The 22,626-nt window shown below is 73.1% G+C and carries 20 protein-coding genes; 11 read left to right on the forward strand and 9 right to left on the reverse strand.

What is annotated here, in order from left to right:
• Window positions 1–6 precede the first annotated feature (6 nt).
• Together PKE99_RS10790 and PKE99_RS10795 are read right to left on the reverse strand one after the other, a co-directional pair.
• Complete coding sequence (locus PKE99_RS10790; protein ID WP_037038841.1) at window positions 7–924, reverse strand: N-acetylglucosamine kinase; 918 nt, start codon at window positions 922–924, stop codon at window positions 7–9.
• The gene (locus PKE99_RS10795; RefSeq protein WP_051736525.1) at window positions 921–2,318 is read right to left on the reverse strand and encodes a sugar porter family MFS transporter; all 1,398 of its coding nucleotides are present in this window, start codon (window positions 2,316–2,318) and stop codon (window positions 921–923) included. The genes PKE99_RS10790 and PKE99_RS10795 overlap by 4 nt, the downstream gene beginning before the upstream one ends.
• Before the next feature lie 85 nt (window positions 2,319–2,403).
• Between PKE99_RS10795 and PKE99_RS10800 the strand changes: the two genes are divergently transcribed.
• Together PKE99_RS10800 and mshC are read left to right on the forward strand one after the other, a co-directional pair.
• On the forward strand, window positions 2,404–3,099 hold the full coding sequence (locus PKE99_RS10800; RefSeq protein WP_037038843.1) for a GntR family transcriptional regulator: 696 nt from the start codon (window positions 2,404–2,406) through the stop codon (window positions 3,097–3,099).
• A 53-nt stretch (window positions 3,100–3,152) separates the two neighbouring features.
• Window positions 3,153–4,391: a cysteine--1-D-myo-inosityl 2-amino-2-deoxy-alpha-D-glucopyranoside ligase gene (gene mshC, locus PKE99_RS10805; protein WP_037038844.1), complete on the forward strand. Its 1,239-nt coding sequence runs from the start codon at window positions 3,153–3,155 to the stop codon at window positions 4,389–4,391.
• A 50-nt stretch (window positions 4,392–4,441) separates the two neighbouring features.
• Here the strand turns inward: mshC and PKE99_RS10810 are convergent, their stop codons facing one another.
• The 3 genes from PKE99_RS10810 to PKE99_RS10820 form a co-directional block, all read right to left on the reverse strand.
• Window positions 4,442–4,891: a hypothetical protein gene (locus PKE99_RS10810; RefSeq protein ID WP_156066918.1), complete on the reverse strand. Its 450-nt coding sequence runs from the start codon at window positions 4,889–4,891 to the stop codon at window positions 4,442–4,444.
• Between the two features lie 309 nt (window positions 4,892–5,200).
• A complete protein-coding gene (locus tag PKE99_RS10815; protein ID WP_197040383.1) occupies window positions 5,201–6,328 on the reverse strand; it encodes an MFS transporter in 1,128 nt (375 codons plus the stop codon).
• Between the two features lie 20 nt (window positions 6,329–6,348).
• Complete coding sequence (locus PKE99_RS10820; RefSeq protein WP_037038846.1) at window positions 6,349–7,245, reverse strand: PAC2 family protein; 897 nt, start codon at window positions 7,243–7,245, stop codon at window positions 6,349–6,351.
• Window positions 7,246–7,321: 76 nt separating this feature from the next.
• Here PKE99_RS10820 and metH point away from each other — a divergent pair, with 76 nt between their 5' ends.
• The 4 genes from metH (at window position 7,322) to hisG (ending at window position 13,011) form a co-directional block, all read left to right on the forward strand.
• Complete coding sequence (gene metH, locus PKE99_RS10825; RefSeq protein WP_081923622.1) at window positions 7,322–10,888, forward strand: methionine synthase; 3,567 nt, start codon at window positions 7,322–7,324, stop codon at window positions 10,886–10,888.
• Entirely contained in the window at window positions 10,878–11,573 is a 696-nt protein-coding gene (locus PKE99_RS10830) for an HAD family hydrolase (RefSeq protein WP_051736526.1), read from the forward strand. The genes metH and PKE99_RS10830 overlap by 11 nt, the downstream gene beginning before the upstream one ends.
• A 220-nt stretch (window positions 11,574–11,793) precedes the next feature.
• Window positions 11,794–12,057 carry a phosphoribosyl-ATP diphosphatase gene (locus PKE99_RS10835; protein WP_037038848.1) on the forward strand — a complete coding sequence of 88 codons (264 nt, stop codon included), beginning with the start codon at window positions 11,794–11,796 and terminating at the stop codon, window positions 12,055–12,057.
• A 69-nt stretch (window positions 12,058–12,126) separates the two neighbouring features.
• Complete coding sequence (hisG, locus tag PKE99_RS10840) at window positions 12,127–13,011, forward strand: ATP phosphoribosyltransferase (protein ID WP_037038850.1); 885 nt, start codon at window positions 12,127–12,129, stop codon at window positions 13,009–13,011.
• Window positions 13,012–13,086: 75 nt separating this feature from the next.
• Here hisG and PKE99_RS10845 read toward each other — a convergent pair whose 3' ends face one another.
• Window positions 13,087–13,827, reverse strand: a complete 741-nt coding sequence (locus tag PKE99_RS10845; protein ID WP_051736572.1) for a thioesterase family protein — start codon at window positions 13,825–13,827, stop codon at window positions 13,087–13,089.
• Between the two features lie 56 nt (window positions 13,828–13,883).
• On the reverse strand, window positions 13,884–15,026 hold the full coding sequence (locus tag PKE99_RS10850; protein WP_231498004.1) for a RecB family exonuclease: 1,143 nt from the start codon (window positions 15,024–15,026) through the stop codon (window positions 13,884–13,886).
• Between the two features lie 342 nt (window positions 15,027–15,368).
• On the opposite strand from PKE99_RS10850, the gene PKE99_RS10855 reads away from it, so the two are divergent.
• The 3 genes from PKE99_RS10855 to PKE99_RS10865 all read left to right on the forward strand — a co-directional run bounded on the left by PKE99_RS10855 (window position 15,369) and on the right by PKE99_RS10865 (window position 18,726).
• Window positions 15,369–16,229, forward strand: a complete 861-nt coding sequence (locus PKE99_RS10855) for a tRNA (adenine-N1)-methyltransferase (protein ID WP_051736573.1) — start codon at window positions 15,369–15,371, stop codon at window positions 16,227–16,229.
• A gap of 215 nt (window positions 16,230–16,444) precedes the next feature.
• Window positions 16,445–18,202: a proteasome ATPase gene (gene arc, locus PKE99_RS10860; RefSeq protein WP_231498005.1), complete on the forward strand. Its 1,758-nt coding sequence runs from the start codon at window positions 16,445–16,447 to the stop codon at window positions 18,200–18,202.
• A gap of 119 nt (window positions 18,203–18,321) precedes the next feature.
• Window positions 18,322–18,726, forward strand: coding sequence for a VOC family protein (locus tag PKE99_RS10865; protein ID WP_037038857.1), 405 nt, complete (start codon window positions 18,322–18,324; stop codon window positions 18,724–18,726).
• A 350-nt stretch (window positions 18,727–19,076) separates the two neighbouring features.
• On the opposite strand, the gene PKE99_RS10870 is transcribed toward PKE99_RS10865, so the two are convergent.
• Entirely contained in the window at window positions 19,077–19,790 is a 714-nt protein-coding gene (locus tag PKE99_RS10870) for an AraC family transcriptional regulator (RefSeq protein ID WP_037039376.1), read from the reverse strand.
• A 110-nt stretch (window positions 19,791–19,900) separates the two neighbouring features.
• On the reverse strand, window positions 19,901–20,461 hold the full coding sequence (locus PKE99_RS10875; protein ID WP_037038860.1) for a YceI family protein: 561 nt from the start codon (window positions 20,459–20,461) through the stop codon (window positions 19,901–19,903).
• 92 nt (window positions 20,462–20,553) lie between these two features.
• On the opposite strand from PKE99_RS10875, the gene PKE99_RS10880 reads away from it, so the two are divergent.
• Both PKE99_RS10880 and lpdA read left to right on the forward strand, forming a co-directional pair.
• Window positions 20,554–21,090: a MarR family winged helix-turn-helix transcriptional regulator gene (locus PKE99_RS10880; protein WP_037038863.1), complete on the forward strand. Its 537-nt coding sequence runs from the start codon at window positions 20,554–20,556 to the stop codon at window positions 21,088–21,090.
• Window positions 21,091–21,178: 88 nt separating this feature from the next.
• Window positions 21,179–22,582 (forward strand): dihydrolipoyl dehydrogenase, encoded by a 1,404-nt coding sequence (gene lpdA, locus PKE99_RS10885; protein ID WP_037038865.1) that lies wholly within the window; start codon window positions 21,179–21,181, stop codon window positions 22,580–22,582.
• Window positions 22,583–22,626: the final 44 nt, after the last annotated feature.

The following is a 22,626-nucleotide window of genomic DNA, read 5'->3' on the forward strand; positions in this document are numbered from 1 at the left end:
TCGTGGTCACGGGGTCTCCTCCAGGACGGGGACGGCGCCGGCCGGGGTCTCCGGGGCGCTCACCAGGGCGCGCGCCAGGTGCAGCGCGCCGAGGACGGGATCGGTGCGCAGGACCTGCAGGTCGACGCCGGGCAGGCGGTCGCGGAGCAGGCGCTGCAGCAGCGGGCGGTGCACGGCGAACCCGCCGCCCAGCACGACCGGACCGGGCAGGTCGAGCCGGTCGAGCACGCAGCGGGCCAGGTCGGCGAGGGCGTCGGCGGCGCGACCGAGGATCGCGGAGGCCGCCGGGTCCCCCGGTGCGAGCCCGGCGACGGCGTCGGCCCGCGCGGCCCAGTAGCGGCGGTCGGGCCGCCCGTAGACGTGGTCGAGCAGCTGGTCGCAGCCCTCGAGCCCGCAGCCGGTGAGCAGGGCGGCGGTCACGGCGTCGTGCGGCAGGCCGCGGTCGTGTCGGGCGAGCGCGTGCCGCACGGCCTCGCGGGCCACCCACCACCCACTGCCCTCGTCGCCGAGCAGGTAGCCCCAGCCGCCGGCGCGGAAGTGCCCGCCGTCGGGCCGGCGGCCCCACGCGACCGAGCCGGTGCCGGAGATCAGGACGACGCCCGCGTCGAGCCCGGCGGCCGCCAGCATGAGCTGGGTGTCGTGCACGACGAGGACCCGGGCGTGCGGGACACGCTCGGCCAGCAGCGCGGTCAGGCGGGCGACGGTGGCGGGGGAGTCCGCGCCCGCCGCCCCGGCGCACACCGCCTCGACGCCGGTGAGGTCGCCGAGCCCGGCGAACGCCGCGTCGAGCCGGCGCCCGGCCTCGGCGTCGCCGACGGAGGCGAGGTTGGCCGAGCCGGTCTCCGAGGAGCGGCGGCGCCCGTCCGTGCAGCGCAACGTCCGCGTCGTCGAGCCGCCGATGTCCAGCGCGAGGAGGTCGCTCATCGCGCGGTCTCCCGCTCCGTGTGGTTCGGGGCCGCCGGCCAGCGGCCGTCGTTCTCCCAGTACAGGCGGATCTCCTCCAGCTCCCGGCCGCGGGTCTCCGGCGCGTACCGGTGCACGAACACCATGGCCAGCAGGGCGAGTACCCCGAACACCACGAACGTCCCGACGCCGCCGAGCCCGTTGAGCAGGGTGAGGAACACGGCCGCGACCACGGCGTTGGCCACGAGGTCGGCGGTCAGCATGGTGCTGGCGCCGAGCGAGCGCAGCCGGGCCGGGAAGGCCTCCCCGGCGTAGACCCACACCAGCGAGCCGAACCCGAACGTGAAGCCCACGGTGAACAGCACCAGCCCGACGAACCCGAGCACCGTGCCGCCTCCGGTCGCGAACACCGCGATGAGCAGCACGTTCGCCAGGACCATGATCCCGATCCCGCCGAGCAGCACGGGCCGGCGGCCCATCCGGTCCACCGTCACCAGCGACCCGACGACGGCGACCAGGCCGGCCACCTGCACGAGCGCGGGCAGCCCGAGCAGCGCCGCGTCGCCGCTGAAGCCCATCGCCTCGAAGATCCGTGGGGAGTAGTAGACGATCGCGTTGATGCCGGTGATCTGGATGAAGAAGCCCAGCCCGACGACGAACAGCGTGGCCCGCAGGTAGGGCTTGCGCAGCATCTCGCGCCAGACGCCCTTGCGCCGCGTCCCGCCGGACTCGGCGGTGATGTCCGCGAGCGCCGCGTCCGCGTCCGCACCCGGGTCGAGCCGTTCCAGGACCGCGCGGGCCTCGGCGAGCCGGCCGCGCATCGCGTACCAGCGGGCGGTGTCCGGCAGCCGCACGATCATCAGCGTGACCAGCGCGGCGGGCACGGCCGCGAGGCCGAGCATCCAGCGCCAGCTCCCGGTGCCGGCCAGCGCCCAGGCCACCAGGTAGCCGGCGATGATCCCGACGACCGTGGCGACCTGGTAGAGCACGAGCAGCCCGCCGCGGACCCGGGCGGGGGAGGACTCGGCCACGAACACCGGCGCGACCACGATCGACACGCCGATGGTGAGGCCCAGCAGCACCCGCGACACGAGCAGCATCGGCACGCTCACCGACAGCGCCGAGAGCAGCGAGAACAAACCGAAGGTCGCCGCGACGCCGATCATGGCGGGCTTGCGGCCGACGCGGTTGGCCAGCGCGCCGCCGCCCAGCGCGCCGACGATCTGGCCCACGACGACGGCCGTGGTCACCAGCTCCTGCTGGCGCGTGCTCAGCCCGAACTCGTCGGTCATGAACAGCAGCGCGCCGGCGATGTTCGACTGGTCGTAGCCGTAGATGACGCCGACGGTCGCGGCGGACGCGGCGACGAGGAGTCCCAGCCTCGACGAGCCGCGCAGTTCCCCGATGAATCCCACGGTCGTATAGCCCCTCTGATTGGTCTATACCAAAGCGATGGCTGGTAGGTTGGCATAGACCAATTCGGGCGTCAAGGGGGTCGGTGTGCGGGTGCCGCGGTACTGGACGGTCAAGCAGGCGCTGCTGGGCCTCGTCGACGCCGGCACGCCGGGCACCGCGCTGCCGACCGAGCGGGAGCTCGCGGAGCGGTTCGCCACGTCCCGGACCACCGTCCGGCAGGCCATCGCGGAGCTGGTCACCGAGGGGCGGCTGGACCGCACGCAGGGGAGCGGCACCTACATCGCCGAGCCGCTGCTCGTCGAGGTCCAGCAGCTCACGTCGTTCACCGACGACCTGGGGCCCGAGCGCGTGGCCAACCGGATCCTCGACGTCCGCACCGAGCCCGCCGACGCCGAGACCGCCGGCAGGCTGGGCCTCGCGGCCGGGCACCCGGTGCAGGTCGTGGAGCGGGTCCGGCTCGTCGACGGCGTGCCGCTCGCCCTGGAGACCGCCCGGCTCGCCGGCGACCTGCCCGGGCTCGCGGCCGAGCTGGAGGCGCGCGGCTCGCTCTACGCCACCTTGCGCGAGGCCTACGGCCGCGGGGTCGACCGGGTCCAGGACGCCGTGCAGAGCCGGCTGGCCGATCCGCGCGAGGCCGAGCTGCTCGCGGTCGACACGGGGCACCCGGTGCTGCTCGTCCGGCGGCTGAGCCACACGGCCGACGACCGGCCCGTCGAGTGGACGCGGTCGGTGTACCGCGGGGACCGGTTCACGTTCGTCGCGCACGCCCGGACGGTGTGACCGTGACGGGCGACGGCCCGGAACACCCCTCGTGAGCATTTAGTGTGGACGTCATGCAGACCTGGGCTCCCGTCGACCTCCCCGTGCTCGAGGGGAGCGGACCGCCGCTCCGCCTGTACGACACCTCGACCGCGCGGGTCCGGCCGACCGCGCCCGGCGCCACCGCGACCATGTACGTCTGCGGGATCACCCCGTACGACGCCACCCATCTCGGCCACGCGGCCACCTACCTGGCGTTCGACCTGGTCAACCGGCTGTGGCGGGACCTCGGGCACGAGGTGCACTACGTCCAGAACGTGACCGACATCGACGAGCCGCTGCTCGAGCGCGCCGAGCGGGACCAGGACGACTGGGTGGTCCTCGGCATGCGCGAGACGGCGCTGTTCCGCGAGGACATGGAGGCCCTGCGGGTGCTCCCGCCGCGGGACTACATCGGCGCCGTCGAGGCCATCCCGGAGATCGCCGAGCTGGTGGAGAAACTGCTGGTCAACGGCGCGGCGTACCGCATCGACGACCCCGAGTACCCGGACGTCTACTTCGACTCCGCCGCCACGGGGCACTTCGGCTACGAGTCGACCTACGACGAGGAGACGATGGTCCGGCTGTCCCGCGAGCGCGGCGGCGACCCGGACCGGCCCGGCAAGCGCAACCCGGTCGACGCCCTGCTGTGGCGGATGGAGCGCCCCGGCGAGCCGGCGTGGGACTCCGACCTGGGCCGCGGCCGTCCGGGCTGGCACGTGGAGTGCGCGGCGATCGCGCTCAACCGGCTCGGCACACAGATCGACCTCAACGGCGGCGGCTCGGACCTGATCTTCCCGCACCACGAGTGCGGGGCGGCGCACGCCGAGGCACTGACCGGGGACCACCCCTTCGCCCGGCACTACGTGCACAGCGGCATGATCGGGCTCGACGGCGAGAAGATGTCGAAGTCCCGCGGCAACCTGGTGTTCGTGTCGAAGCTGCGGTCGAAGGGCGTCGACCCCAATGCTGTCCGCGCCGCGCTGATCTCCGGGCACTACCGCGAGGACCGGCCCTGGACGGACGAGCTGCTGGCCGAGGCCGAGGCCCGGCTCGCGCGGTGGCGCGAGGCCGTCTCGCTCGACGCGGCGCCCGACGCGACCGGGCTGGTCGCGAGCCTGCGCGAGCACCTCGCGGACGACCTGGACACCCCGCGCGCCCTCGCCGCCGTCGACGCCTGGGCGAGCGAGGCGCTGGAGCGGCGGGGCACGGACACCGGCGCGCCGGCGCTGGCCCGCACCGCGATCGACGCCCTGCTCGGGATCGACCTCTGACGCCAGAGCGTCGATGATCGTCCTTCACCGGGCGGGACGGGCCGCCGGGGTCAGCGACCCCGGTCCTCCCCGGGCGGGTCGGACGACCGGCGGATGTCCTCGGCGACGAGCTCCTTGAACGGGTGCAGCCGCTCGTAGAGCTCCTCCGGCTCCACCGCCTCCTGAGGCTCCGGCGTCCCGACGATCCACGGCGCCGCCTCCAGCGCCGTGTTCCAGGCCGACTCGTCCGCGTGCCGCTGCTCCTCGCGCCCGCCGTCGGTCCCGTCGTCGGGCGTGGCGGGAGCGGCGATCCCGTCGAGGTAGACGTTGTGGAAGCCGCGCCGGTCCTCCTCGTGGAAGGTGACCAGGGCGCGGCGGCCCTCGTAGCGCCGCGCCTCCTCCCCGACACGCGGGCGGAAGGTCGTGTACTCGTTGCCCTCGTCGTCCCGCAGCACGTAGCGCGTGGTCCCCGACCGGCCGGACACCTCCTCGACCTCGCGCACGCGGACCTCTCGTTCCACGTCCCGGCCGTACCCGGTCCCGTCGTCGGCGAAACGGGGCCCGACGGCGAGTGCGCTGGTCAGCGAGGTGCGGGGCCGATCAGCGCGCTCCCGCCTCGGGCGACCAGAGGCCGAAGGGCGGCGTGGCGAACGGGATGCCCCGGAACACCGCCACGCCGTCCTCGATGCGCCCCGCAGCTCTCCGTGCCGCGTCTTCACGATCGGGTCCATAGCCCCTCCAGGGTCCGCCCGGCCGGTCTCACGGGCCGGGGTGTCCCGCGAGGGGGCCGAACGACCTCGTGCTCCCGGTCGAGGGCCTGCGCGGTCCGGTCAGGGCGTGCGGTCGTCGACGCCGGGGCGTGGGAGGGCCAGCGGGGTGACGAGGGCGAGCACACCCGCCGGGACGAGGAACCCCGCCAGCGGGTCGGCGTGGTAGACCGGCGGCAACGCCGCGGGGGAGGCGGCCGCGCCGAAGAAGCGGATCGACTGCACCACCGACACCGCCCCGCCCCGGTTGCCGCCCTCCCGGGTCAGGACCAGCGCGTTCACCCCGACGAGGATGAGCTGGCTGGAGATCCCGGCGAGCGCCCAGCACGCCACGAGCAGCCACAGCACCGGGGCGAGCCCGACGCCGGCGAGCAGCACCCCTCCGGAGATCGCGCCGGCCAGCACGCACCGCCGCGCCCCGAGCCGGTCGACGCCCGCACCCACCAGCCGGGCCGTGACGATCCCCATCGCGCCGAGCCCGGTGAGGGCGAGCCCGCGCGGGCCGGCGTCGAGGGTGAAGACGTCGACCAGGCGGAGTGCGACCAGGAAGCCGAGGCTCGCCAGGCAGCCCCAGCCCAGCGCGGCGATCAGCCCGAGCCGCAGCACGCCAGGGGTCCACGCGCTGCGCAGCGGCACCCGCGCCCGGGCCACTCCGCGCTCGTCGGCGGGGATGCCGACCACGGCGAGCGCGAGCGCCACCGCGGCGACGCCGTAGAAGGCGTAGTGCCAGTCCACCTCCGCCGCGAGCCCGCCCACCAGCGGTGCCGACGTCTGGCCCGCGGCCTGCAGCGAGCCGTACCAGCCGAGCGCCCGGCCGAGGGCCTCCGGCGCGACCGACGCGGCCAGCGCGGCCATCAGCAGCGGGGTGGTGAAGGCGTTGGCCACGCCCTGCAGCGCCCGCGCCCCGAGGAACAGCGTCCAGGTCGGCGCGAGCACGCACGCCAGGGAGGAGAGCGTGTAGAGGACGTACGCGGCGCGGACGGTCCGGCTGCGCCCCCAGCGCTCGCCGAACGTGCCGGAGACCAGCATCGCCGCGGCGAAGGGCAGCAGGAACGCCGTGAGCGAGGCCGACGCCGTCCCGGGGGACACGCCGTAGCTCGTCCCCAGCTCGGGCAGCATGGCCGTGGTGACCCCGCCCCCGAACGGCCCGAGGAAGCCGCCGAGGTAGAGCCCGGCCCGCCGGAGCGACACGCCGCGAAACGCCTCCTCGGTCAGCTCCCGCCGCCGGGGCCGCCGCGCCGGCGCAGGTAGCGCTCGAAGTCGGCCGCGATCTCGTCGCCGCTGGCCTCGGCCAGGTCGACCGGCTTCTCCTCGTCGTCCTCGGTGGCCTGCTGCTCGAGCTGGCGCACGTACTCGCGCACCTCGTCGTCCGCGTCGGCCATCTCGTTGACCGTGCGCTCCCACTCCTCGGCCTGCTCGGGCAGCCCGCCCAGCGGGACCTCGACGTCGAGCGCCTCCTCGACGCGCAGCAGCAGCGCGATGGCGGCCTTGGGCACCCGGGCCTGCGAGACGTAGTGCGGCACCTCGGCCCAGTACGACAGCGCGGGCACGCCGGCCTCGATGCAGAGGCTGTGGAACACCCCGACGATGCCGGTCGGACCCTGGTAGGTCGACGGCTCGACGCCCATCTTCTTCGCCGACGCGGTGTCGTAGCCGGTCCCGCGGACCGGCGTGGGCCGGGTGTGCGGGACGTCGGTGAGCATGGCGCCGAGGTTGATGACCTTCGTCACCCCGAGCCGGTCGACGTACTCGAGCAGCTCGGCGCAGAACGAGCGCCAGCGCAGGTTCGGCTCGATGCCGTTGACGAGGACGACGTGCCGGCCGCTGCCCGGGAGCTTGGCCGTGGAGAGCCGGGTGGTCTGCCACTCGATGCGCCGCGTGACGCCGCCCGCGAGCCGGACCAGCGGCCGCGTGACCTGGAAGTCGTAGTACTCCTCGGGGTCGATCGAGCCGAGCGGCTCGGCGTCCCAGCTCAGCTCGAGATGCTCCAGCGCGGAGCTGGCGGCCTCACCGGCGTCGTTCCAACCCTCGAACGCCGTGATCATGACCGGGTCGACCAGATCCGGGAGATCCGAGGGCACCCCCGCCCGCTGCTCTCGCTCGCTCATCCGTCCACCCTACGGCGCGCGCGGGTAACACGACGGGCCCGGTGGGCGACGCCGGTAGCCTGAGGGGGTGTCAGCCGTGAACGCAGCCGCGTCAGATCACAGCTACGACACCACGCTCCTGGGGACGCTGGACCAGCGCGTGGTGATCGCCGACGGTGCCATGGGCACCATGCTCCAAGGTGTGGACCTCACCCTCGACGACTTCGCGGGGCTCGAGGGCTGCAACGAGATCCTCAACGCGACCCGGCCGGACGTCGTGCGGGGCATCCACCGCGCCTACTTCGAGGCCGGGGCCGACGCCGTCGAGACGAACACCTTCGGCGCCAACCTGCCGAACCTCGCGGACTACGGCATCGCGGACCGGATCCGCGAGCTGTCGGAGCGGGGTGCCCGGCTGGCCCGGGAGGCCGCGGACGAGGTGGGCGGCGAGCGCTACGTGCTGGGCTCCATCGGCCCGGGCACCAAGCTGCCGACGCTGGGCCACGAGACCTTCGCCAAGCTGCGGGACGCCTACACCGAGACCGGCCGCGGCCTGCTGGCGGGCGGGGCGGACGCGTTCCTGATCGAGACCTGCCAGGACCTGCTGCAGGTCAAGGCGGCGGTGCACGGCGTGCAGCGCGCGATGGCGGCCGACGGCCGGCGCATCCCGATCATCACCAGCGTCACCGTCGAGACCACCGGCACCATGCTGCTGGGCTCCGAGATCGGCGCCGCGCTCACCGCGCTCGAGCCGCTGGGCATCGACCTCATCGGCCTGAACTGCGCCACCGGCCCCGCCGAGATGAGCGAGCACCTGCGCACGCTCTCCAAGCAGGCCCGCGTCCCGCTCTCCGTGATGCCCAACGCCGGCCTGCCGGTCCTCGGCCCGAACGGCGCCGAGTACCCGCTCTCCGCCGAGGAGCTGGCCGAGGCGCTCTCCACCTTCGTCCGCGACTACGGCCTGCGGCTCGTCGGCGGCTGCTGCGGCACCACGCCCGCGCACGTGCGGGCCGTCGCCGACGCCGTCGCACAGGTCACCCCGGCCGCCCGGAAGCCGCGCCCCGAGCCGGGCGTGTCGTCGCTCTACGCCCCGGTGCCGTTCCGCCAGGACACCTCCGTGCTGATGGTGGGGGAGCGGACCAACGCCAACGGGTCCAAGAAGTTCCGCGAGGCCATGCTCGAGGAGCGCTGGGAGGACTGCGTCGCGATCGCCCGCGAGCAGACCCGCGAGGGCGCCCACATGATCGACCTCTGCATCGACTACGTCGGGCGGGACGGCGCCGCGGACATGACCGAGCTGGCCTCCCGGCTGGCCACGGCGTCGACCCTGCCGGTGATGCTCGACTCGACCGAGCCCGAGGTGCTGCGCGCCGGGCTGGAGCTGCTCGGCGGCCGGTCGATCGTCAACTCGGTCAACTACGAGGACGGCGACGGCCCCGGCTCGCGGTTCCAGCGGACCATGGAGCTGGTCCGCGAGCACGGCTGCGCGGTGGTCGCGCTGTGCATCGACGAGGAGGGACAGGCCCGCACGCGGGACTGGAAGGTCCGCGTGGCCGACCGGCTCATCACCGACCTCACCACGAACCACGGCATGCGGGTCTCCGACATCGTCGTCGACACACTCACCTTCCCGATCACCACGGGGCAGGAGGAGGTCCGCCGGGACGCCCTCGAGACGATCGAGGCGATCCGGGAGATCAAGCGCCGCTTCCCGGACGTGCAGACCACCCTCGGCGTGTCGAACGTGTCCTTCGGGCTCAACGCCGCGGCCCGCCAGGTGCTCAACTCGGTCTTCCTCAACGAGGCCGTCAACGCCGGGCTGGACACCGCGATCGTGTCCGCCGCGAAGATCCTGCCGATGTCGAAGATCCCGGACGAGCAGCGCTCCGTCGCCCTCGACCTGGTCTACGACCGCCGCCGCGAGGGCTACGACCCGCTCAACCGCTTCATGGAGCTGTTCGAGGGCGTGACCGCCTCGTCGGCCAGGGCCGGGCGGGCCGAGGAGCTGGCGGCGCTCCCGCTGTTCGAGCGGCTCGAGCGGCGCATCGTCGACGGCGAGCGCAACGGGCTCGAGGACGACCTCGACGAGGCCATGCGGTCCCGGCCGCCGCTGGAGATCGTCAACGACACGTTGCTGGCCGGCATGAAGACCGTCGGCGAGCTGTTCGGCTCCGGCCAGATGCAGCTGCCGTTCGTGCTCGCCTCCGCCGAGGTCATGAAGACCGCGGTGGCCCACCTCGAGCCGCACATGGAGAAGACGGACGACGAGGGCAAGGGCACGATCGTCCTGGCCACGGTCAAGGGCGACGTCCACGACATCGGCAAGAACCTCGTCGACATCATCCTGAGCAACAACGGCTACACGGTCGTCAACCTGGGCATCAAGCAGCCCATCGCCACCATCCTGCAGGCCGCCGAGGAGAACCGCGCCGACGCCGTCGGGATGTCCGGGCTGCTGGTCAAGTCCACGGTGGTGATGAAGGAGAACCTGCAGGAGATGAACTCCCGCGGGGTGTCCGACCGCCTGCCCGTGCTGCTCGGCGGCGCCGCGCTGACCCGCTCCTACGTCGAGAACGACCTGTCCGAGGTGTACGACGGCCGCGTCTCCTACGCGCGAGACGCCTTCGAGGGCCTGCGGCTGATGGACGCCACGATGGCCCGCAAGCGCGGTCTGGCGCCCGCCGTCGACCCGGAGGAGGAGCGCAAGGCCGCCGAGCGCAAGGAGCGGCACGAGCGGTCGAAGCGGATCGCCGCGAAGCGCCGCGCCGCCGAGGCCGAGTCCGCGGGCCCGCTGCCCGAGCGGTCCGACGTGGCGCTGGACAACCCGGTGCCCACGCCGCCGTTCTGGGGCACCCGGGTGGTCAAGGGCGTCGCGCTGGCCGAGTACAGCGGGATGATCGACGAGCGTGCGCTGTTCCTGGGCCAGTGGGGCCTGCGCGGCGCCAAGGGCGGCTCGGGCCCCTCGTACGAGGAGCTCGTCGAGACCGAGGGCCGGCCGCGGCTGCGGTACTGGCTGGAGCGGCTCACCGCCGAGGGCGTGCTCGCCCACGCCTCGCTGGTCTACGGCTACTTCCCGGCCGTCGCCGAGAAGGACTCCCTGCTGGTGCTCACCGAGCCGCAGGCGGACAGCCCGGAGCGGTACCGGTTCGTCTTCCCGCGCCAGCGCCGCGACCGGCACCTGTGCCTGGCGGACTTCTGGCGGCCGCGCGAGGTCGCGCTGGCCCGCGGCGAGATCGACGTCCTGCCGCTGCACCTGGTCACGATGGGCCGGCCCATCGCGGACTACGCCAACGCGCTGTTCGCCAAGGACGCCTACCGGGACTACCTGGAGGTCCACGGGCTCGGCGTGCAGCTCACGGAGGCGCTCGCCGAGTACTGGCACAAGCGGATCCGCGAGGAGCTCACCTGGTCCACCGGCCGCTCCGTCGCGGAGGAGGACCCGGAGGACGTCACTGAGTTCTTCTCGCTGGGCTACCGCGGCGCCCGGTACTCGCTGGGCTACGGCGCCTGCCCGAACCTCGAGGACCGTGCGAAGATCGTCGGCCTGCTGGAGCCGGGCCGGATCGGCGTCGAACTGTCCGAGGAGCTGCAGCTGCACCCCGAGCAGTCCACCGACGCGTTGATCGCGCACCACCCGGAGGCGAAGTACTTCAATGCCGGCTGAGCCTGGTCCCCGTGCCGTCCTGTTCGACATGGACGGCACGCTGATCGACTCCGAGAAGGTGTGGGACCGCTCGCTCGTGGAGGTGCTGCGGTGGCTGGGCGGCACCGACCTCTCGCCGGAGGCGCGCCGGGAGACCCTCGGCGGCAACCTCCGCAGCAGCCTCGCGATCGTGTTCCGCGAGGCCGGCGTGGTGCAGACGCCGGAGCTGAGCGAGCAGGCCGCGGGCAGGCTCGTCGACCGGACCGCGGAGCTGTTCGAGGGCGGGTTGCCGTGGCGGCCCGGGGCCCTCACCGCGCTGCGGACGGTGCGCGAGGCCGGCTTCGCCACGGCGTTGGTCACCAACACCGGCCGCTACCTCACCGACAAGGCCCTGTTCGGGATCGGGGCGGAGCACTTCGACGTCACGGTCTGCGGGGACGAGGTGCCCCGCGGCAAGCCCGCCCCGGACCCGTACCTGCGCGCGGCCTCGCTGCTGGGGCTCGCGGCGGAGGACTGCGTGGCCGTGGAGGACTCGCCGACCGGGATCGCGGCGGCCGAGGCCTCCGGGGCCGCGGTGCTCGCCGTGCCGTGCGAGGTGCCGATCCCGCCCGGGCCGGGCCGGGTCGTGTGGCCCACGCTGGAGGGGATCACGGCAGCGGACCTGACCGCGGCCCACCGCGAGGTGCGGGAGCGCCAGGCCGCCTGATCCGCCCGGCCGGCCCGGTGCCCTGGTCCCGGGGGGTACCGTCGGGCGTGTCGGACGCACGACGAGCGGCGCCTCCGTCCGGGTGATCGGCCCGGCGGCGTCGCCGCCCGGCGCAGCCCGTGGTCCGGCGGCCTCACCGCGGTCGATCCGGTTCGTGACCGCGCGGAGCGCCCCCGACACTGGGTGCGCAGGAGTCGGCTGGAGAGGGATCGGCAGGGACGTGAAGACATTCGACGAGCTCTTCGAGGAGCTCCGCGAGAAGGCCGCCACCCGGCCCGCCGGGTCGGCCACCGTCGAGGCGCTCGACGCCGGCGTCCATGCCCAGGGCAAGAAGCTCCTCGAGGAGGCCGGCGAGGTCTGGATCGCCGCCGAGCACGAGGACGACGCTGCGCTGGCCGAGGAGATCTCGCAGCTGCTCTACCGCGCCCAGGTGATCATGCTCGGGCGCGGGCTGAGCCTGCAGGACGTCTACAAGTACCTGTAGGAGCCGACCGTGACGACCGCCCCCGCCCCGTCCGGAACCCGCCGCACCCACCCGAAGGAAGCCACACCCATGCTCCGCGTCGCTCTCCCGAACAAGGGCACGCTCGCCGAGCCCGCCGCGACGATGATGCGCGAGGCCGGCTACCGGCAGCGCAGCGACTCGCGCGACCTGTCGATGGTCGACGAGGAGAACGGCATCGAGTTCTTCTACCTGCGGCCGAAGGACATCGCGACCTACGTCGGCTCCGGCGACCTGCACCTCGGCATCACCGGGCACGACCTCATGGAGGAGTCCGGCAGCCAGGTCCAGCAGGTCCTGAAACTGGGCTTCGGCGCCTCGAAGTTCCGCTTCGCCGCGCCCGAGGACAAGGACTGGAAGCTCGAGGACCTCGACGGCCGCACGATCGCGACCTCGTACCCGCGGCTCGTCCGCTCGCACCTGTCCGGCAAGCGGATCGGCGCCACCATCATCAAGCTCGACGGCGCGGTGGAGATCTCCGTGCAGCTCGGGCTGGCCGACGCGATCGCCGACGTGGTGTCCTCCGGCCGCACGCTGCGCCAGCACGGCCTCAAGGTCATCGGCGACCCGATCGCCGAGTCCGAGGCCATGCTCATCGAGCGCGAGCCGCGGATGGACCGCGTCGAGCCCGACGAGATCAAGGCCTTCAAGCGGGTGTTCACCGAGCGGATCCGCGGCGTCGTCTACGCCCGGCAGTACCTGATGCTCGACTACGACTGCCCCAAGACGAAGCTCGACGCGGCCAAGGAGATCACCCCCGGCCTGCAGGCGCCGACCATCGCCCCGCTGGCGGACCCGGACTGGGTGGCCGTGCGGTCGATGGTGCGCAAGCAGGCGTCGAACCGGGTCATGGACGAGCTCGCCGCCCTCGGGGCGAAGGCCATCCTGACCTCGGAGATCCGGTCCTGCCGCGCGGTCGACGGCGGGCAGTACTGACCGCACTGACCGAGAGGTCCCGGACGACGGTCCCGGCGGCTCCTGCCGCCGGGACCGTCGCATTCCCGGGCCTGGTCAGCGGTGCCGGACGGTCAGCTCCTGCGCGATGTGCGCGGCGTGCCCGTCGAGGTCGAACAGCGTGGCCGTGACGGTCCCGGTGCCCGTCGGGCCGATCGCGGTGGTGGCGTCGATCCCCGTCCACGCGCCCGTCGGCGGGCGGTGCAGGTGCACGCTCAGCTCGGTGTTCACGAAGAGCCAGTCCTTCATGGGCAGCGACGCGGCCACGCCGTTCGCGGAGTCGGCGATCGCCGCGAGGGACTGCAGCGGCGTGGGCTCCTCGCCCTCCACCACGGGCACCCGCAGCCGGCCCCAGGCGCGGCCCGGGCCCAGGTCGTCCCACTGCCCGTCGAGCCAGCGCCACTCGACGGCGTCGAGGTAGCCGGGCAGCCAGCCGTGCGGCCGTTCGCCCTGCGGCGCCGCCACCTCGGGAGCGGGCAGCGGCGCGGCCGCACCGACCGCGGCGTCGGCGGTGTCCGTGATCGCCAGCCGCCAGGCGCGGGCCCGCAGCACGGCCCGGCCGCCCGCGGTCATCTCCGCCGCCAGCATCTCGATCGTCCGCCCCGGTCGCTCGACCCACGTGCGCACCTCGAGATCGCCGACGGGCACCACGCCGAGGATCTCGATGGTGTAGCGGGAGAGCTGCAGCGGGGGAGCGTCGGGCCTGCTGGGGGCGCAGCGCTCGAAGGCGCGGACCAGCAGCGCCGACGGCGGCCCGAGGTGCTGGGCACCGGCGAACCACGGGCCGGCGGTCGACATCGTCGCGTGGTAGCGGCCCGCGCTCTCGTCGACGATTCGGTAGAAGGGCTCCTCGCTCACGCGGCCGATGATGCCCCGCCGCCGTGTGCGCCCCCGTGTGCGGGGCCGGACACGGTGTCGGGTGCGGTGTCGGGTGCGGTGCCGGACGAGGTGGTGGCCGAGGTGGTGGCCGAGGTGGTGTTCGTGGCGCGCAGCTCGGGCCAGCCCGGGTAGGGCGGCGGCGTGCCGTCCCAGGCGGGGCACAGCGCGCGGTGGGCGCACCAGTCGCAGCCCGGGCCGCGCCGCGGGCGGAAGTCCCCGGTGCGGTCCGCCTCCCGGATCGCGGCCCAGATCGCCTCCAGGATCCGCTGGAAGCGCCGCAGCTCCCCGGCCTCCGGACGGTAGGTCAGCTCCTCGCCGCCCTCGCCGAGGTAGACGAGCCGCAGCTGCTCGGGCACTGTCCCGCGCAGCTCGAGCAGGGCGAGCGCGTAGAACTTCATCTGGAACAGCGCCCGCGCCTCCGACGCCTCCCGCGGCGCCGCGCCCGTCTTGTAGTCGACGATCCGCAGGCCGCCCTCGGTGTCGACGTCGAGCCGGTCGAGGTAGCCGCGCAGCGGTACGCCCGAGCTCAGCTCCGTCTCCACGAGCAGCTCGCGGGACTGCGGCTCGAAGGAGCGCGGGTCCTCCAGGGCGAAGTAGGTGTCGAGCAGGGACTCCGCCGAGGCGAGCCAGCCCGGGAGGAGGTCGGCGGGCTCCGGGGGCGGCACGGGCTGCTCGGCCTCCGCGATCTGCTCGGCCGCGACGGCCTCACCGGGCTGCTCGGCCTCCGCACGATGCTCGGGCTGCTCGGGCTGCTCCACCTGGTCGGACCCGTCGGTGTCGGCGGCCGCCCGGCGCTCCCGCAGCTCCGCGAGCACGGCGGCCACCAGCTCCGGCGCCTCCTCGGCGATCTCCGCCCACACCACACCGACCAGCGCCTTCGCCCGCGCCGGCACCCGCTCGGCGGCCGGCAGGTCGAACAGCCGCTCCAGCACCGCGTGGACGAGGGTGCCGCGCAGGGCCGCCGCGCTCGGCGCCTCGGGCAGCCGGTCGACGGCACGGAAGCGGTAGAGCAGCGGGCACTGCTTGAAGTCCGCGGCGCGCGACGGGGACAGCGCCGGGCGGCGGCGCTCCTCGGCCGCCTCCTCGGCCGGTGCCGCGCCCGGGACGGTCGCGGGGATCCCCGCCTGCTCGCTCACGCCCGTCAGGCTAGGCGAGCCCACCGACAGTCCCGGTCGGCGCGGACGGGCGGACCGCCGGGAACGCGGCGCCGCGCGGAGGGCCCCGGAGCCGGGGAAGTAGCGTTGCGCCCCGTGCCCGACTCCGATCTCCGCACCGACCCCGTGGCCGCCGACGGGGCCGACCCCAGGGCCGACGACCGGGCCGACCCCGGGGCCGCCGACGGGACCGGCCCCACAGCCGACCTCGACGCGCAGGACCCCGCCGGCGACCTCGACGCGCAGGACCCCGCCGGCGACGCCGACGGGGCGGCCCGCGAGGAGCCCGTCGACGCCGGGATCGCGCTGGGCGCCGGGGAGCCGGCCGGGTTCCGCGCCCGCGGCGGCCCCTTCCGCGAGGGGGACCGGGTGCAGCTCACCGACCCCAAGGGCCGGAAGTACACCGTCGTGCTGGAGGCGGGCGGCAGCTACCACACCCACCGCGGCGCCCTCGCCCACGACGACCTGATCGGGAAGCCCGAGGGCTCCGTCGTCCACTCCGCGGCCAACACGCCGTACCTCGCGCTCCGGCCGCTGCTCGCCGACTACGTGCTGTCGATGCCGCGCGGCGCCGCCGTCATCTATCCGAAGGACGCGGCGCAGATCCTCGTGTGGGGCGACATCTTCCCGGGCGCCCGCGTGCTGGAGGCGGGCGCCGGATCGGGCGCGCTGACCTGTTCGCTCGTCCAGGCCGTCGGCCCCACCGGTTCGGTGGTCTCCTACGAGATCCGCCCGGACCACGCCGAACACGCCGAACGCAATGTGCGACGGTTCTTCGGCGACACGCCACCCAACTGGACCTTGCGCCTCGGTGATCTCTCCACCCACGACGGGCGCGCCGAACCCGTCGATCGCGCGATCCTGGACATGCTCGCGCCCTGGGAGTGCCTGGAGACCGTGCGTGACGCCCTGATCCCGGGCGGTGTCCTCGTGGGCTACGTCGCGACCACCACGCAGCTGTCGACGCTCGTCGAGAAACTCCGCGAAATGCAGTGCTGGACCGAGCCGCAGGCGTGGGAATCGCTGATCAGGCCGTGGCACGTGGTCGGGCTCGCCGTCCGTCCCGAGCACCGCATGATCGGTCACACTGCGTTCCTGGTGACGACTCGCCGCCTGGCCGAGGGCGTGGTCCCGCCCCGCCCCCAGCGCAGACCGACCAGTCGCTGAGGGCGTTCGGTCGAGCCGTTAGAACCGCTCGATTACGGGAACCAGACACCCCGGTGGCGTCAAGGTGCCGTCCGCGTGAGTGACGGATCACCAGATCGCCTCACCGCCGTGGGCGACGTCTACGGGTACCGTATGGAAACGGAACACGGAGGGAGGATGCCGTGAACCCCTACGACGACGGTCCCGGCACTCACCAGCCAGGCGACGGCGGGGCCCTGTCCCCGGCGGAGGCGGCGGCCCAGATCCGCTACCTCGAAGAAGAAGTCGCGATGCTGCGGCGCAAGCTGACCGAATCCCCCCGGCACGCGCGACTGCTCGAGCAGCGGCTCGCCGAGTCCGCCAGCAGGCTCTCCCAGCTCAGCGCGCGCAACGAGAAGCTCACCGAGACCCTCAAGGAGGCGCGCAGCCAGCTCGTCGCCCTCCGCGAGGAGGTCGACCGCCTGGCCCAGCCCCCGAGTGGCTACGGCGTGTACCTCACCGCCTACGACGACAACACCGTCGACGTCTTCACCTCCGGGCGGCGCATGCGCGTCGCGGTCTCCCCGGCGGTGGAGCTCGACACCCTGCGCAGCGGTCAGTCCGTGCGGCTGAACGAGGCGCTCACGGTCGTCGAGGCCGGCGACTGGGAGAAGATCGGCGAGGTCTGCGGCCTGCGCGAGGTCCTCGCCGAGCCGACGGACGGCCTCGCCGGCCGTGCCCTGGTGGTCGGGCACGCGGACGAGGAGCGGGTCGTGTGGCTCGCCGCCCCGCTGTTCGACGAGTCCTCCCCCGACTTCGTGGCGCTCAAGCCGGGCGACTCGCTGCTGGTCGACACCAAGGCGGGCTACGCCTACGAGCGGGTCCCGAAGGCCGAGGTCGAGGACCTCGTGCTGGAGGAGGTCCCGGACGTCGGCTACGAGGACATCGGCGGTCTGTTCCGGCAGATCGAGCAGATCCGGGACGCGGTCGAGCTCCCGTTCCTGCACGCCGAGCTGTTCACCGAGTACGAGCTGCGCCCGCCCAAGGGCGTGCTGCTCTACGGCCCTCCCGGCTGCGGCAAGACGCTGATCGCGAAGGCCGTGGCCAACTCGCTGGCCAAGAAGATCGCGGCCCAGCGCGGCGACGACCCGAACGAGGGCCGGGCGTTCTTCCTCAACATCAAGGGCCCGGAGCTGCTCAACAAGTTCGTCGGCGAGACCGAGCGGCACATCCGGCTGATCTTCCAGCGGGCGCGGGAGAAGGCCTCGGCCGGCACCCCGGTGATCGTGTTCTTCGACGAGATGGACTCGATCTTCCGCACGCGTGGCTCGGGCGTGTCGTCGGACGTCGAGACGACGATCGTGCCGCAGCTGCTGGCCGAGATCGACGGTGTCGAGGGCCTCGAGAACGTCATCGTCATCGGCGCGTCGAACCGCGAGGACATGATCGACCCCGCGATCCTGCGGCCCGGCCGCCTGGACGTGAAGATCAAGATCGAGCGGCCCGACGCCGAGGCGGCGCAGGACATCTTCTCGAAGTACATCACCAACACGCTGCCGGTTCACGAGGAGGACCTCGCGGAGTTCGCCGGCAACCGCAAGGCCTGCGTCGACGCGATGATCCAGCGCGTCGTCGAGCGGATGTACGACGAGTCCGAGGAGAACCGGTTCCTCGAGGTCACCTACGCCAACGGTGACAAGGAGACCCTGTACTTCAAGGACTTCAACTCGGGCGCGATGATCCAGAACATCGTCGACCGGGCGAAGAAGTCCGCGATCAAGTCGGTTCTCGAGACCGGGCAGCGCGGCGTGCGGGTCGCGCACCTGCTGTCCGCGATCGTCGACGAGTTCGCCGAGAACGAGGACCTGCCCAACACCACCAACCCGGACGACTGGGCCCGCATCTCGGGCAAGAAGGGCGAGCGGATCGTCTACATCCGCACGCTGGTCACCGGCAAGAACGAGGCCACCGGCCGCGCGATCGACACCGCGTCGAACACCGGCCAGTACCTGTAGACGCGCAGCACGGAGGAGGCCCCGCCCGGTCCACCGGGCGGGGCCTCCGCCGTTCTCCGGCCCGGAGCCTGGCCGATTCGTTCACGACGGCGGGTGGGCGGGGTTCGTAGCGTGGCGGCATGGGACCGCGACCGAGCTCCACCGTCATCGAGATCGTGACCGCCGACCTGGCGAAGGCGCTGGCCTTCTACCGGGCCCTCGGCCTGGAGGTGCCCGACGGGGCGGACGACCAGCCGCACGTCGAGCTGCCGCTACCGGGCGGGAACCGCCTCGCGTTCGACACCGAGGCCACGATCGCGAGCTTCACCGCCGACTACACCCCGCCGACGGGGGAGGGCCGGCTCGCGCTCGCCTTCGGCTACGACACGCCGGCCGACGTCGACGCCGCCCACGCCGCCCTCACCTCCGCCGGCGCCCCCTCCGAGCGCGAGCCCTTCGACGCCTTCTGGGGCCAGCGCTACGCCACCGTCCGCGACCCCGACGGCACCCACGTCGACCTCTTCGCCGCCCTCCCGCAGACCTGACCCGGCCCGCGCACGTGATCACCAGCAGCTGAGAGTTCTTTCTGCGCGCAGATCGAGCCCTCAGCTCCTGATGATCAAGCTGGGATCGTCGTGATCACCGAGTGCGTGCACTCAAAGTCGCTCGGGCAGCCCTGAGCGCACGGGAGGGGTGATCTGTCGGGGCACTTGCCGGCACCAGGGTCGCCATGATCGCCGAGTGCGTGCACTCGTGCTTCCGAGTGCCGCCCTGTGCGCACATGAACGGCGATGTGTCGGGGCACCTTGCCGGCCTACGCTGGAGCGATCGCCCGGAGACGCTCGTGGCCGCCGTCGCTGCACGGGAACCGTGATCGGCGGAGTGCGTGCCGCGATCAGGTCGGGCGGAGGGCGGTGGCGGGGACGCCGGCGAGGGCACGGACCTCGCGGGAGAGGTGGGGCTGGTCGGCGTAGCCCGTGCGGGCCGCGACCTCCGCGGGAGCGACGCCCGCGTGCAGCAGGGTGGCCGCCGCGCGGAAGCGGAGCACCCGGCGCAGGACGGCGGGGCCATAGCCGTAGACCGCGGTGCAGTGCCGGGTCAGCGAGCGGGTGGACCAGCCCAGCTCCGCGGCCACCGCGCCGGCGGCCGCGCCGCCGCCGAGGCGCGTGGTGATCCGGCGCAGGGCGGGCAGGCTCCAGGGCGCGGTCTCCCGCGCCGGCTCGGCCGTGGCCAGCTCGGCGACCAGCCGGAACAGCGAGCCCGGGTCGGACGGGACCGCGGGACCGGCGAGGCGGGCGGCGGCGGGGGAGACGTCGGCCAGTGCGACGCGCGTGTCGCGCAGCTCCACGGCCGGGACGCCGAGCAGGCGGGGCAGCACGCCGGGGTGGAAGCGGAGTCCGCCCGTCCACCCGCCCTGCCGGCCGCGCGTGACGAACGCCGCGGTGTCCGGCCCGGCGACCGTGAGCCCGCCGGCCTCGTCGACCAGCAGGTCCATGCAGCCGTCGGGCAGCACGCGGGTGGGCCCCGTGCGTGCCGTGGGCCCCGTGCGCCACAGGCACTCGACCAGCCCGCGCAGCGGCGCGGGCGGGGCCAGCTCCCGGTAGCTCACGGCGGCGACGCTACCGCCGCGCACCGACGGAATCCGCCCGTAAGGCCCGAGAACGCCGGAGGCCCGTCCACCTCGTCGGTGGGCGGGCCTTCCGCAGGGGAGCGCGTGGATCAGGCGGTGCGGAGCACGGCCTCGATCTCGAGGGTCAGCTGGACCTTCTCGCCGACGACCACGCCGCCGCCGTCCATCGGCATCGAGATGTCGACGCCGAAGTCGTTGCGGTTGACGGTGGTGGTGGCGGTGAAGCCGGCGCGGGTTCCGCCGTAGGCGTCCGGGCCGAAGCCGCCGAGCTCCAGGTAAAGCGAGACGGGCTTGGTCACGCCCTTGATGGTGAGGTCACCGTTGAGCTTGTAGTCGGCGCCGTCGGCCTCGATACCCGTGGAGACGAAGGTCCACTCCGGGTACTTCTCGGTCTCGAAGAAGTCGGCGGACTTGATGTGCCCGTCGCGCTGCTCGTTGTTGGTGTCGATCGACGTGGCGTCGAGCGTCGCGGAGACCGTGGAGTCCTCGAACCGCTCGGCGGTCTCGATGGTGCCGCCGAACCGGGCGATGCGACCCTTGACCTTGCTGACCATCATGTGGCGCACGGAGAAGGAGACGTCCGAGTGGACCTGGTCGATGTCCCACGTGCCCACGACGTAACCGGGGATCTGGGTGGTGGCTGCGGTCATGGTGACCCTCCAGGAAGATTTGGTTGAACTCTCAGGTGTTGAGAGCGACCATAGTGCTGTTGAGTTGAGTGTTCAACCATAGGAGAAGTGACGTGGCGCACACCCGCTGGCTCGACGACGAGGAGCAGCGCACCTGGCGGGCCTTCCTCACCGCCCAGCGCCTGCTGTTCGAGCGCGTCGAGCGCCAGCTGCAGAACGAGGCACGAATGCCGCACGGCTACTACGAGATCCTGGTCCGGCTGTCCGAGGCGCCCGACCGCACGCTGCGCATGAGCAGGCTCGCCGACACCTCGCTGTCCTCGCGGAGCCGGCTCTCCCACGCGGTCGCGCGCCTGGAGGAGGCGGGCTGGGTCGAGCGCACCGCCTGCGAGACCGACCGCCGGGGCGCCTGGGCCCGGCTGACCGACGCCGGGCTGGCCGCCCTGCAGGCCGCCGCCCCGGGGCACGTCGAGACCGTCCGGTCGCTGCTGTTCGACGCCCTGACCCCGGAGCAGGCCGCCGCGCTGCGCGAGGTCAGCGAGACGCTCGTCGCCCACCTGACCGACCGGCCCGTCTGGCCCGCGGGCGACGACGCGGGGTGCCCGACCCCGGAGCGGGCCGGCGAGGAGGCCTGCCCGGAGGCCGGGTGACGGCTGTCCGGTGTGCCCCGGATCGCACCGGTCGGGCCGGGCGGGACCGGGCCCGGCCTGCACGGCCGCGGCGTCCTAGGCTGGTGGCATGTCTCGCTTCGACGTCGTCGTACTCGGTGCCGGTCCCGGTGGTTACGTGGCAGCGATCCGCGCTGCGCAGCTCGGCAAGAGCGTGGCCGTCATCGAGGAGAAGTACTGGGGCGGCGTCTGCCTGAACGTCGGCTGCATCCCGTCGAAGGCGCTGCTGCGCAACGCCGAGCTCGCGCACATCGTGACGAAGGAGCAGAAGACCTTCGGCATCAGCGGGGACGTCACGTTCGACTACGGCGCGGCGTTCGACCGCAGCCGGCAGGTCGCGGACGGCCGCGTCAAGGGCGTCCACTTCCTGATGAAGAAGAACAAGATCACGGAGTTCGACGGCCGGGGCACCTTCACCGACCCGAACACCATCGAGGTCGCGCTGTCCGACGGCGGCTCGGAGACCGTGCAGTTCGACCACTGCATCATCGCCACCGGCGCCGTCACCAAGCTGCTGCCGGGCACCTCGCTGTCCGACCGCGTGGTCACCTACGAGGAGCAGATCACCACCCGTGAGCTGCCGGGCAGCGTGATCATCGCCGGCGCCGGCGCGATCGGTGTCGAGTTCGCCTACGTCCTGGCGAACTACGGCGTCAAGGTCACGATCGTCGAGTTCCTCGACCGGCTGCTCCCGCTCGAGGACGCGGACGTGTCGAAGGAGCTCGGCAAGCGCTACAAGAAGCTCGGCGTCGAGGTCCTGACCAGCACGAAGGTCGAGAAGATCGACGACTCGGGCGACCAGGTCACCGTCACCGTCTCCGACGCCAAGGGCACCCGGGACCTGCAGGCCGACAAGGTCGTCCAGGCGATCGGCTTCCAGCCGCGGGTCGAGGGCTACGGCCTCGACAAGACCGGCGTCGAGCTGACCGAGCGCGGCGCCATCCAGATCGACGACTTCATGCGCACCTCGGTGCCGCACATCTACGCGATCGGCGACGTCACGGCCAAGCTGATGCTCGCCCACGTCGGCGAGGCGCAGGGCGTGGTGGCCGCGGAGACGATCGCGGGTGCCGAGACCCAGGAGCTCGACTACACGATGATGCCGCGGGCGACCTTCTGCCAGCCGCAGGTCGCGAGCTTCGGCTACACCGAGAAGCAGGCCCGGGACCTCGCCGAGGAGAAGGGCTGGAAGGTCAAGGTCGCGCAGTTCCCGTTCACCGCGAACGGCAAGGCGCAGGGCCTCGCCGACGCGGGCGGGTTCGTCAAGCTCATCGCGGACGAGACCTACGGCGAGCTCCTCGGCGGCCACCTCATCGGCCCGGAGGTCACCGAGCTGCTGCCCGAGCTCACCCTGGCGCAGAAGTGGGACCTCACCGCCACCGAGCTCGCCCGCAACGTGCACGCCCACCCGACGCTGTCGGAGGCCCTGCAGGAGGCGATCCACGGCCTTGCCGGCCACATGATCAACTTCTGACCGGTTTCCGCAGTTCGAGTCTCGTGAGTGGCGATAGTCGCCAG

This window comes from Pseudonocardia halophobica, assembly GCF_027922425.1.
In the GTDB taxonomy this organism is placed as follows: domain Bacteria; phylum Actinomycetota; class Actinomycetes; order Mycobacteriales; family Pseudonocardiaceae; genus Pseudonocardia; species Pseudonocardia halophobica.